Origin of the sequence: Flavobacterium sp. B183, assembly GCF_023539155.1 — a bacterium.
In the GTDB taxonomy this organism is placed as follows: Bacteria; Bacteroidota; Bacteroidia; order Flavobacteriales; family Flavobacteriaceae; genus Flavobacterium; species Flavobacterium tructae.
The window spans coordinates 4,175,989-4,187,708 of sequence record NZ_CP097434.1 but is presented as its reverse complement, the minus strand read 5'-3'; the positions used below and the strand labels follow the sequence as shown (position 1 = coordinate 4,187,708).

The window sequence follows — 11,720 nt, the reverse complement described above, 5'->3', positions numbered from 1 at the left end:
AAGCGCAAAGTTTTGCATTGGAGTATTTGATGTCTTTAAAGAGAAACAGCTTAGCGTCTTCGCGACTTTACGAGACACAAAAACCTGCGTGAAAAAAAATTTTCTAACATCTTGATATAAAACTAAAGTTTAGCTTTAAATTTCTTTATTTTGAAGTTTGCAGATTTTATTAATTTTCCGTTGTCGGTGATCATGACACAGCTGTAGTCGGGATATTTTTTTAAAAGAAGAAGTCCCGCTTTTTGTCCTAAAACCATAAGAGAAGTACTTAACCCATTTGCAGTTTCCGCGTTTGGACCAAAAACAGAAACACTACACAAACCAGTAGCAGGATATCCGGTTGCGGGGTTGATGATATGAGAATAACGCTTGCCGTTGAAAACAACAAACTTTTCATAACTTCCGGAGGTGGTCACAGCACCATTGTTTAACGGAACAACGGCAAACAAAGTATCAGGATGAAAAGGATTCGTCATGCCAATGTTCCAGTCTTTTCCGTTGGGTTGTCTTCCCCAGGCAGTCATATCGCCTGAACCGTTTACAATTCCGGCTTTGATGCCTTTTGCAAGCATTATATTTCGGCATTTATCAGTTGCGTAACCCTCTCCCAAAGCGCCAAATCCAATTTTCATTCCTTTGAGTTTTAGGAATACGGTCGATTGAACACTGTCGAGGATAATATTTTTGTAACCTACTTTTTCTACAGATTTTTTGATGGCCTCGGCAGAAGGCATTTCTGTCATCGATCCGTCAAATTTCCAGATTCGATCCATTGCGGCAAAACTGATGTCGAAACCGCCTTTGGTAGCTTCAGAAAATTGTAATGCTCTTTGGGTGAGTTCAAAAACTTCACGATCTACCTTTACAGGACGGATTCCCGCATTTTGATTGATCTCAGAGACTTGGGAATCGGATTTCCAGTCGGAGATCAGGTTTTCAATTCGTGTGATTTCAGCAATTACAATATCGATATTCTGTTCTGCGGTAAGGGAGTCTTTTGCAACGATCGAGATGTCAAAACGTCCTCCCATGAGCAGTGTAGTTCTTTTTCGTAAAACTTGTGCATTACTGGTCAGACCACCTAGTAGTAGCAGTAAAAACATGTAAAAAGTAAGGACTGTTTTTTTGATTGACATTGAAATTTATTTTACATTTTAAACGAAAATCAGGTGTAATAATTCATTAATAACAATCGCTCAAAAGCTGACCGTTTTTCTTGTATTCAGAAAGATTCTTGACATTTCTTTCGAGACACAATTGATCGAGAATTGCTTCGACATCCTGCTGCATGGCAAGTGAACCGCAAATCATAATAACACCGCCTTTTTGCAATAAGTTGATAAAGAAATCAGCATCACGTTTGATGAGATCCATCACATAAAAATGCTCGTTTTCGCGGGACAGAGCCAGATGAAAACTATGCAGTTTTTGTTTCTGAATCATTTCGGTAGTAAACTTTTTATAACCCGAAACCGTTTCCGTTTCCATACGGAATCCTGAATACAAATGTGTTTCTGTCTTGGCTTTATTTTGCTCAATCATTCCAAGAAAAGGAGCAATACCCGTTCCGTTTGAAATAAAGGCAGCCTGAGGTATTTTTTTAGGAAAATGGAATGCTTTATTGTTGATGATTCTGGCTTTTATCACATTTCCGGGTGCCAGAGCGTTTAGAAAACCTGAGCCTAATCCGTGTGGATGTAGTTTTACGACTAATTGTATGTTTCCGGAATGACTTCCGATCGAATAGAGACGTTCCCTGCTGTCGTTAGCCGGATAAATAGCCAATAAGTCACCAGAAGTAAATTTAGCCCTCATGTTGGCGCGCAAGGTGATCAGGAAAGTCTGCTCGGTTTCGGAAATAAGTGTTTTGTCCAAAACCATTAATTTTTGCAGTCCTTTCGGAACATGATTGTAAAGCGAAGGAGTTGTCGACAATGGAATTTCCATCTTAGCACTCCACAGTCTGATCCAGTTTACAAATTCAACTGCCGATTTATCGTTTACTGTCTGAACTTCCAATAAACGTTCCGCCCAATTTTGATTTCCTAATTGTTTGTCAATTTCGAAAGCAAAACCGCAAAAATCAGGATAGGCATTTGAACCGAATCCTACTACAGAATAAGTGATTTTTTGCTGTTGCGGATATTTCTTTAAAAGGGATATAAATTTATTTCCATTCGAAGGCGCATCTCCTAATCCGTGTGTAGAGGAGAAGACAATCAGATGTTCTGCTTTTGGAAAAGCAGTGTAGCTGTTCAATTCGGTAATGAATGCTTTTTTGCCCTGATCGATCAATTGTTTGAGAACAGCATTGGCAAATCGTAAAGAACTTCCATTTTCTGAACCGACAAGCAATATAAATTCACTTTCATTGGCTTTGAATTTATTTTTGATTCGGCTGGATCTTCTTTTTAAAGTAATTGCAAAGCCCGAATAGATAAAAAAGAGGATATTAATACTGGCAATGGCAAGTATAAAAGCCCAAATTCCGTTGGCTCTTCCGGTATGAAGATCAAGGCTTAAGTCTGAAAACTGAGTCGTTATCGGAGAAAGTTTTTTTCCAACAATAGCACCGGTTACCTGATTGACTTCGATTTCACGGTCTTTTAATTCGATGATGTAATATTCTTCCGGATCATCGGTAAAAGGAAATTCAATTTGTTTGACGTCTGCCAAAAGAGTATGTTTGAAAACAGAAGTTTCTTTTTCTTCTTTAGAAATAACAGCTTTGACCATTTTGACTTTTTCCTGATCTTTTTTATCCATGAAGAAATTGAATTTTTCCAGAGATAAATACGTTCCTGTAAGTGCAATAATCAAAATCGGAATTAGCGCCAGTCTTCCCAGAACTACATGGTAGTATTGTGCGAAATATTCTTTAACTACTTTAGAGAAAAAATTACGAATACCTCTTTGTCGGTTTAAAACCAATGCAAAACCCGAAATTGCAATTAAAACGAGTAAAAAGGAAATAACACCAACAAAAAATCGTCCCGTTTCATGAAGAAACAAAGAACGATGGAATCCGGTAACCCATTGAATAAAATCACTTTTTTTCAGGGGTGTTCCTAATTTTTTACCGGTTTTAGGATCAATATAAGCGTTAACGTCATTACCCTCTTCATCAATAGCCTGCAGGGTTACAAATTGATTGTGATCGACATTTATGGTAGTGATTTCAGAATAATTCTTTTTGAGTACGGTAAGGGCTTCTTCCAATGTGATCTTATCAAAATTCTCAGCCCGGTACGGAAGTGTTTTTTCCTGCATCGCATCAACAGCCAGTATAGTACCTGTTGCCGAAGCGAGGATTAAAAATAGAGAAGAGAATAAAGCAAGAGCCAGGTGCGCGTAACGCCAAAAAGAAAGAGTCATTGAATGTAATCTATAATGTAATCAAATGTAAGCGTTTTTTTGCCACAGATTAAAAGGATCTGATTTTGTTGAATCCTGTAGAATCTGTGGCTATTCTTTTTTTAAAGAAATTAATTGATAGTAAACCGTACGATTACTACAATTAAATTTTGTTTAATCTCACATATCTGATATAACCTTTTCCTTCTGTCTTGTCTGCCAATCCTTGAGTAGTAAGTGGAATTTCTAAATCACTTACATAATATTTTTGATCTTCTACAGCCGATTCAAATCTTAGTTTATATCCTTTGTTTATTTTAGAATCTTCAATTTCAATGGTGGTAATGCTACGGTCTCCACCTGTAACAGAAGCTCCTGTTTTTGCACTGATGTCAGCAGGTTTTGAAGTTTGGAATTTATTCCATTCTTTCAATGATTTGTACCATTTTTTGTCGTCACCCATTACATAAAGTGTTTTCTCGTATTCTCCTTTTGGATTGATAAGTGAAACAACGATGTAAGCGCCTTCTCCCATATAATTAGCCATTTGAAGCATACATTTGTATTTGCTTTGTGCTGCAGACTGAAAAGAAATTAAGCAGATTAATGCTGCTGTAAGGGCTATTTTAAATATTGATTTCATTTTTTTAGATTGTTAGATCTTTAGATTTTTAGATTGTTGGATTGTCAGGTTTTTGAAACTTGAACTTAAAACTTGAACATGAAACTTGAAACACGAAACATGCAGTTTTTAGCTATTACTTTAAAAAGTCAATAGAAACATTGTTTTTGGTTAACGATTCGTTTTCTTTTGCTAAAGCATAAGCACTTTCGTCAAATTCGGTGTTAATGTCTTTTTTAGCACCAATTGAAAGAAGGTATTTTAAGATAGAATCGTCTTTGGCAACCATAGCCGCTTTGTGTAAAGCTGTCAAACCATCTTTGTTTTTAGCATTAACGTCAATGTTTAAAGGCGCTAATTTTTTTACAAGAGTCAGGTCGTTTTTGGCAATAGCAGAATGGTACAGTGAACTTCCGTCTTTTTGTACAGCTGCTAAGTTTAGTCCTTTTTCCTGAAGTAACTTTATTTTTGCTTCGAATGGATCCTGAGCAGCATTGGCCTCACGGCCCATCGGACGGTAAGATTGTACCAAATATACTCCCAAATTGTTTCCGTCTTTGTCTTTTACATTTACATCAGCACCTTTGCTTAATAAAGTTGCAACTGCTTCCGGTGCTCCTGATCTTACGGCGAAAGTCAATGCCGATTCACCTTTGACGTTTTGCAGATTGATGTTTTTGGTAACCGGTAATAATTTTTCTAATGCAGCAGTTTCTCTTGCTCCGGCAGCGATCATTAGTGGCGTATTTCCATCTTTGTCGATTTTGTTAGCATCAACACCTTTAGCTAAAAAGTAAGCAATGATCTCTCCCTGGTTGGGTTTGTTTGCCAATAAATGAAGTACATTTTCTCCGGACTTACTGGTCGCAGTAGCTTTTAATTTTACTTCTTCCACTAAATATTTATAAGTTTCAAGAGTATTGGTTTCTCTACGTGAACCTTGTGCTGCGATTAGAAGAGCATTGTCAGTTGGTTTTACTTTTCGGTCTAAAAGTTTTTTTAGAAGAGCAATATTACCTGTTCTTGCTGCATAATCGAAAGCAGTACTTCCATTAGCATCAACATCTTTTAAAGACAATCCTTTTGATACTAAATAATCCGTCAAAACAAGGTCTTTGTCAGAGGCTACAGCCATTAGTAACAAATTTGCACCATCGGCATATTTTTTCTTTGGATCAATTCCGGCTTTGAAAAAAGCATCGTACAAAGCGGTATTGGTTTGACCGTTTGAAGCAGCAAAGGCGATTGGAGTAGTAGCGTGGCTGTCTTCAAGATTAATATCAGAACCTTTTGCAATAAGGTAATTTACCAGTTCAAGGTTTCCTCTGTAAGCAGCCCAATGCAGGTAAATACGATTGTCGTGAGTTAATTTAGCGATGGTATTACCGGGCTGGTCCAATAAGAATTTTATAGAAGCGATAGGAGCGTCATTATTAATCGCAACAACAGTCGCATCAAAAGCGTTAGCATTAGGTACTGTTGGACTGTTTCCCTTTGCAATTTCAGCTTTAATCGCATTTACATCCGGTGCTGTTTTCCAAAAAGATTGTTCTAATAATATGTTTTTTTGCTGAGCACTAACAAAAAAAGAAGCGGCTAATGCAAAAGAGAGAAAGAAATTCTTTTTCATATTGTAAGATTTACTATTTTTTTAAAATGAGTTAGTTTTGGTACACTACTGAAATAGCTTGAGAAGTTCAATCTATTTAGAATAGTTAAAAATAACGCAAATGTAAAAATTAATATTAGTAAATCAATGTATTTGCTGAAGAAACTCCAATTTTAATCTTTTTTTAAGGATTAAAGATTGAAATATTCAGAAAAGTAAAAGCCACAGCTTAAAATTTTTTCAGGATTACTAAAAATCCATTGAATCATTATAATCTGTGGCTGAAAAGTTAACTGCAAGATCTGCAGTTTTTTATTGATTTAATTTGCTGGAATACAAACTATTGTTTTCCTTTTTTTCCTTCGATGTTTGGCAAGAAAGTGGTCAGAACACCAATTAAAGGTAAGAAAGCGCAAATTTTAAAGACATATTCGATGCTGGTAGTGTCGGCTAGTTTTCCCAGTACAGCAGACCCTAATCCTCCCATACCAAAAGCCAAACCAAAGAAAAGACCGGCAATTAGGCCTACTTTTCCGGGAACCAGTTCTGTGGCGTAAACCAAAATTGCTGAGAAGGCAGAGGATATGATCAATCCTATAATTACCGATAAAATTCCGGTCCAGAAAAGCGAAACGTAAGGCAATAATAATGTAAACGGAGCAACGCCTAAAATAGAAATCCAAATGATATACTTTCGTCCAAAACGATCGCCTAATGCGCCACCAAATAATGTTCCGGCAGCTACCGCACCCAGAAAAGCGAAAAGATAAATCTGTGATTCCTGAACTGATAATTGAAACTTATCGATCAGGTAAAAAGTATAATAACTGGTCATACTGGCCATGTAGAAGTATTTTGAAAAGATCAGAACCAGTAAAATTCCTAAAGAAATGATTACTTTTTGCTTCGAAAGGGAGTGGTGCTTTTCTTCAGAAATAGCCGATTTGTTTTTTGCTTTCAGATTCAAATGTTCCTGATACCATTTGGCAATGCCTGAAAGTATAACAATGCCAACAATAGCAGCTAAGCAGAACCATATAATGTTAAACTGTCCGTAAGGAACAACAATTATCGCTGCTAATAATGGTCCGATAGCGCTTCCGGCATTTCCTCCCAGTTGAAAAATAGATTGGGCCAGACCTCTTTTTCCTCCTGAAGCCAGATGGGCAACCCTTGACGATTCGGGATGAAATATAGACGAACCAATACCAATTAAACTTACCGCAAGTAAAATATTGATAAAGCTGGAAGCTACCGCAACCGCCGCAAGACCTACGAGGGTAAAACCCATACCTATTGCCAGCGAATACGGACGCGGCTTTTTATCGGTATAAAAACCAATGAAAGGCTGTAGGATGGAGGCTGTTAGCTGATAGGTCAGGGTAATAAGCCCGACTTCAGTAAAACTCAAACTAAATTTAGTTTTTAAAATGGGGTAAACGGCAGGAATTACAGCTTGTAACATATCATTAATGAAATGCGTAAAACTGATCGTGAACAAAATGGAGAAAACGGTTTGCTGAGCTAATTGCTTAGACTCTGTTAGGGTATTGGTAAAAGTAGTTTCTGTTTTCATAAGCGGTAAAAGATCAGATCATCTGATGAATATGGGTAAAAAATTAGTAATTGATATGTCCTATAATTTTTGCAACAGTATTCCAGGCTTTTTTAGGATCCTGTGCAATAATATTTTCTAAAAGTTGTTGGTGTACGGCCGATGTTTCCTGGAATATTTTGGTATCACCATATAGATGAAGGAATCCTTTTTTAAGATGTACGGAAGCAGATTTGTAAAGATCAGCCAGAATTTCATTTTTTGAAGCTTTTGCAATCGCAATATGAAATTGTATATCTGCTTCTACACATTCCTCGAGATTTCCTTCTTTGGCAGCGATCATTCTGTTGAGTAAATGCTCTTTCATGGCAGCGATATCGTCATCAGTTCTGTTGATTGCAGCTTTTTCGGCAATTTTCATTTCGAGTATTTGTCGCACTTCGTCCAGGTCCTGAACATTGGCGCGCATGATACGCTGATCCATTGGTTCGCGTGTACTGGTTAATCGCTCTACAAAAGTACCTACACCTTGCTGAATACGTAAAAAACCGGAATTAGCAAGCAACTTCATCGCCTCACGTATAGAGGAACGACCAACTCCAAAACTTTTCATCAATTCAGCTTCTATGGGTAGTTTTTCATTAATTTTATAATGACCCAAAGTGATTTGCTCCTGTATTTTGGAAGCAACTTCTTCTGCAAGTGATTTTTTTTGGATTAGTGTTTTCATGCGTAGTATCACATCATCTGATGATCGCAAATGTAAAAGAATAATTGTAGTATCGACCATTATTAGGATATTTTTATGATTTTATTGATAAGGAAATTAGGAGGCAAATTGTTAATTTAAATTGTTAGGTTTTGTTTTATAGTAAGTTATGTTTGAATGTTCTTGCTGTTAATTGTTAACGGTATGATGTGAAATTGTATAACTTTTCGGGTGAATTATATAAAATTTTTCAATTTAAAATTTAGAAGTTTGATGTTGATACCCAAATATCATTTTTTAACTAAATCTACTGTATATGAAAAATCTAAAACACATTGTGCTTCTTTCGGGCGTATTCTTTACTTTTTTGAGCTGTTCAAATGACAAAGAAACGCCGTCTAATCCCGGTACGATTACAAACCCTGTAGAAGGGAATCCTGCAAATACGACTTATAAACCAGCTTTTACAGGACAAACTCGTACTAATGGTGTGCAGACCAATACGGTATTTGAAGCTAAGGTTATTACGAGTGCGCTTACAAGCCCTTGGGGAGTTAAAAGTCTTCCGGATGGTCGTTTGTTAGTCACACAAAAAGCTGGTACTATGCGTATTGTTACAACTGCGGGAGTGGTAAGTGCTCCTATTACCGGTATTCCTGCTGTAAATGCAGGAGGGCAGGGTGGTTTGTTGGGCTTATGTCTGGACCCTGAGTTTGTATCCAACAGAATGATTTATTGGGTATTTTCAGAAGCTACTGGCGGAGGAAATAACACGGCAGTGGCCAAGGGGAAATTATCGGCTGATGAGAAAACAATAGAAGGAGCGACGATTATTTACAGAGCAAAGCCTGCTAATGCGAGCACACTTCATTACGGAGGGCGTATTTTGTTTGATAAGACAGGTAATTTGGTGGTAAGCACCGGAGAACGTTCGGTTTTAGAAACAAGGCCTTTGGCACAATCGCTTACATCAGGTCTTGGTAAAGTGGTTAGAATTACAAAAGAAGGACAGCCGGCATCAGGAAATCCAACTTTTAGTCAGGCAGGAGCATTGCCTGAATTGTATAGCTACGGACACAGAAATCCTCAGGGATTGGCGCTTCACCCAGTTAGTGGTGAAATCTGGCTTTCGGAACATGGACCACGAGGAGGTGATGAAATCAATCGCTTAAAGGCTGGTGCAAATTACGGATGGCCTACCATTACTTACGGAATTGAATACAGCGGAGAAAAAATAGGGGCGGGAATTCAGCAGCAGGACGGTATGGAACAGCCGATTTATTACTGGGATCCGGTAGTTTCGCCAAGTGGTATGACGTTTTACAGCGGTAATCGCGTTCCGGAATGGCAGAACAATCTTTTTATTGGGGCTTTAAGCGGAATGCATATTGTGCGTCTTGCTATAGATAATAATAAAGTTGTGGGTGAAGAGAGGCTTCTGGTGTCAGAGAATCAACGATTCAGAGATATTACTCAGGGAAATGACGGGGCTTTGTATGCGGTTACGGATGGTGGCAGGTTGTATAAAATTGATAAAAAGTAACGTTAGAGTTTTGAAAATAGGAATAAAAAATGGTGCTGAGAGGCGCCATTTTTTGTTGGTATAAAAATGTTTTTTTAGATTGTTAGATTGTTGGATTTTGGATTAACGATTGCAGATTTTTAATTTTTGACTTTTAATTTTTGACTTTTAATTTTTAATTTAAGATTGTTGATGACATTGTCCGTTTGATAGTAATGGTTTTAACACGCATAACATGCTTTTAGTCTATTATTTTGATAGGTTAATAAAAGTTTTATTCGTTTTTGTCTTGAAATTAAAAATAACTCATTAAATTTGCCGCATCAATGAGAAAAAAGAACCAGAATAGAAGCTATTGTAACAGCAACATGATGATGTGCTGCGGCCCTGTTATGAGGTTAATTGATCTGGCTTACCTATAAAATAATAGTATTTATTTAAGAAGCCTTTCATGATTTTTTGAGAGGCTTTTTTGTTTTTAAACTTGAATTACGGAATGATTGAATTAAAAAATGTCACTAAGAATTTCCATCAGAAGGACCGAATAGTTTCCGCCTTATCGGATGTTTCGCTTACGGTTCCGCCCGGGAAAATTTTTGGTGTAATAGGAACGTCGGGAGCAGGAAAAAGTACCTTAATTCGATGTGTGAATTTGTTGGAAAGACCCACTTCGGGAGAAATTATTGTAGACGGAAAAGCATTAATGCAATTGTCTAATGCCCAACTGGCGGTAGAGAGAAGACAGATTGGAATGATTTTTCAGCACTTTAATTTGCTTTCGTCACGCACGGTTTTCGAAAATGTTGCTTTTCCACTGGAACTTGTTGGAGCTTCTAAAGCCGAAATCAAAAGTCGTGTTTTAGAATTATTAGAATTGGTAGGTTTGAAAGAAAAGGCCGGTGATTATCCGGCAAGTCTTTCGGGTGGTCAAAAGCAAAGGGTTGCCATTGCACGTACGCTGGCTAATAATCCGAAAGTACTTTTATGTGATGAGGCGACAAGTGCACTGGATCCTGCAACAACCAGATCGATTTTGAACTTATTGAAAGATATTAACCGTCGTTTGAACATTACCGTTCTTCTAATTACGCACCAAATGGAAGTTGTGAAATCGATCTGTGATGAAGTAGCGGTAATCAGTCACGGAAAATTAATAGAGCAGGGAAGTGTTGGAGAAATTTTTGCTGATCCGAAACATGAACTGACCAAAGAATTTATCGCTTCATCCTTGCATCTTGATGTTCCCCAAGTGTATCAGGAAAGGCTGCAAAAAGAAGATCGTGAGGGATTGAATCCGTTACTTAGACTTGAAATGACGGGTAAATCGGTTAACGAGCCTGTTATTTCAGAGGTTTCGCGTTTGTTTGATACCAATTTTAAGATTGTAAGCGCGCAAATGGATCAGGCAGGAGAAGTTAATTTTGGTGTGATGCTGATCGAATTGTCAGGTAAACGTGAAAATTATGATGCTGCAATCCAGTACTTTATTTCAAAACATATTAAAACAGAAATCATAGGTTATGTCTGAATCCATTATTGAATTATTATTAAAAGGTACCTGGGAAACTATAGTGATGACTTTTGTCTCTGGTTTTTTTGGTTTTCTGCTTGGACTACCAACGGGTGTTTTACTTTTTCTGACCCGAAAAAATCAAATTTTAGAACAGCCGGTTTTAAATCGGTTTTTATCGGTTTTGGTGAACGTTTTTCGTTCAATTCCGTTTATTATCTTAATTGTATGGATGATTCCGTTTACACGAGCGCTGGTAGGAACTTCCATAGGTGTAAGTGCAGCATTGGTCCCGTTAAGTATTGGAGCAGCTCCTTTTATTGCCAGATTGGTAGAGAATAGTCTTTTGGGACTTCCGTCAGGTTTAATCGAAGCAGCACGTGCATTGGGAGCAACTCCTTTGCAAATCGTATTTAAAGTCTTGCTTCCGGAAGCTTTGCCTTCTTTAATTAATGCGGCATCAATTACTTTAATCACACTTGTAGGATATTCTGCAATGGGTGGTGCTGTTGGAGCAGGTGGTTTAGGACAGGTGGGGTACCAGTACGGTTATATAGGTTATGATGCTGTAACGATGAACTCGGTTTTGGCCTTACTGGTTGTTCTGGTATTCCTGATTCAGTTCGCAGGTGATGCATTGTCTAAACGATTTGACCATAGATAACGTTTAATTGAGTGCGGAGAAGAAAGAGTAAAGAGTAAAGAGTAAAGAGTAAAGAGTAAAGAGTAAAGAGTAAAGAGTAAAGAGTAAAGAGTAAAGAGTAAAGAGTAAAGAGTAAAGAGTAAAGAGTAAAGAGTAAAGAGTAAAGAGTAAAGAGTAAAGAGTAAAGAGTAAAGAG

At 37.4% G+C, this 11,720-nt stretch carries 9 protein-coding genes; 3 read left to right on the top strand and 6 right to left on the bottom strand.

The window, feature by feature from the left end:
* Window positions 1-122: 122 nt before the first annotated feature.
* The 6 genes from M4I44_RS17285 to M4I44_RS17260 form a co-directional block, all read right to left on the bottom strand.
* Window positions 123-1,136 (bottom strand): FAD:protein FMN transferase, encoded by a 1,014-nt coding sequence (locus M4I44_RS17285; RefSeq protein WP_249965530.1) that lies wholly within the window; start codon window positions 1,134-1,136, stop codon window positions 123-125.
* A 46-nt stretch (window positions 1,137-1,182) separates the two neighbouring features.
* On the bottom strand, window positions 1,183-3,375 hold the full coding sequence (locus tag M4I44_RS17280; RefSeq protein WP_249965529.1) for a PepSY domain-containing protein: 2,193 nt from the start codon (window positions 3,373-3,375) through the stop codon (window positions 1,183-1,185).
* A 142-nt stretch (window positions 3,376-3,517) separates the two neighbouring features.
* Entirely contained in the window at window positions 3,518-3,997 is a 480-nt protein-coding gene (locus M4I44_RS17275; protein WP_017495664.1) for a DUF2271 domain-containing protein, read from the bottom strand.
* A 115-nt stretch (window positions 3,998-4,112) separates the two neighbouring features.
* Window positions 4,113-5,606: an ankyrin repeat domain-containing protein gene (locus M4I44_RS17270; protein ID WP_249965528.1), complete on the bottom strand. Its 1,494-nt coding sequence runs from the start codon at window positions 5,604-5,606 to the stop codon at window positions 4,113-4,115.
* A gap of 319 nt (window positions 5,607-5,925) precedes the next feature.
* Entirely contained in the window at window positions 5,926-7,161 is a 1,236-nt protein-coding gene (locus M4I44_RS17265; RefSeq protein ID WP_017495666.1) for an MFS transporter, read from the bottom strand.
* 43 nt (window positions 7,162-7,204) lie between these two features.
* Entirely contained in the window at window positions 7,205-7,930 is a 726-nt protein-coding gene (locus M4I44_RS17260) for a FadR/GntR family transcriptional regulator (RefSeq protein WP_198288041.1), read from the bottom strand.
* A 235-nt stretch (window positions 7,931-8,165) separates the two neighbouring features.
* Between M4I44_RS17260 and M4I44_RS17255 the strand changes: the two genes are divergently transcribed.
* The 3 genes from M4I44_RS17255 (at window position 8,166) to metI (ending at window position 11,545) form a co-directional block, all read left to right on the top strand.
* Complete coding sequence (locus tag M4I44_RS17255; protein ID WP_249965527.1) at window positions 8,166-9,392, top strand: PQQ-dependent sugar dehydrogenase; 1,227 nt, start codon at window positions 8,166-8,168, stop codon at window positions 9,390-9,392.
* Window positions 9,393-9,867: 475 nt separating this feature from the next.
* Window positions 9,868-10,899 carry a methionine ABC transporter ATP-binding protein MetN gene (gene metN / locus M4I44_RS17250; protein ID WP_249965526.1) on the top strand — a complete coding sequence of 344 codons (1,032 nt, stop codon included), beginning with the start codon at window positions 9,868-9,870 and terminating at the stop codon, window positions 10,897-10,899.
* Window positions 10,892-11,545, top strand: coding sequence for a methionine ABC transporter permease MetI (gene metI / locus M4I44_RS17245; RefSeq protein WP_202702794.1), 654 nt, complete (start codon window positions 10,892-10,894; stop codon window positions 11,543-11,545). The genes metN and metI overlap by 8 nt, the downstream gene beginning before the upstream one ends.
* The last annotated feature ends 175 nt before the right edge of the window (window positions 11,546-11,720 follow it).

Excerpts from the sequence above, each read along its gene's own strand:
- M4I44_RS17260 (WP_198288041.1), bottom strand. The coding sequence starts at position 7,930 with ATGGTCGATACTACAATTATTCTTTTACATTTGCGATCATCAGATGAT.
- metI (WP_202702794.1), top strand. The coding sequence starts at position 10,892 with ATGTCTGAATCCATTATTGAATTATTATTAAAAGGTACCTGGGAAACT.
- M4I44_RS17255 (WP_249965527.1), top strand. The coding sequence starts at position 8,166 with ATGAAAAATCTAAAACACATTGTGCTTCTTTCGGGCGTATTCTTTACT.
- M4I44_RS17265 (WP_017495666.1), bottom strand. The coding sequence starts at position 7,161 with ATGAAAACAGAAACTACTTTTACCAATACCCTAACAGAGTCTAAGCAA.
- metN (WP_249965526.1), top strand. The coding sequence starts at position 9,868 with ATGATTGAATTAAAAAATGTCACTAAGAATTTCCATCAGAAGGACCGA.
- M4I44_RS17275 (WP_017495664.1), bottom strand. The coding sequence starts at position 3,997 with ATGAAATCAATATTTAAAATAGCCCTTACAGCAGCATTAATCTGCTTA.
- M4I44_RS17270 (WP_249965528.1), bottom strand. The coding sequence starts at position 5,606 with ATGAAAAAGAATTTCTTTCTCTCTTTTGCATTAGCCGCTTCTTTTTTT.
- M4I44_RS17280 (WP_249965529.1), bottom strand. The coding sequence starts at position 3,375 with ATGACTCTTTCTTTTTGGCGTTACGCGCACCTGGCTCTTGCTTTATTC.
- M4I44_RS17285 (WP_249965530.1), bottom strand. The coding sequence starts at position 1,136 with ATGTCAATCAAAAAAACAGTCCTTACTTTTTACATGTTTTTACTGCTA.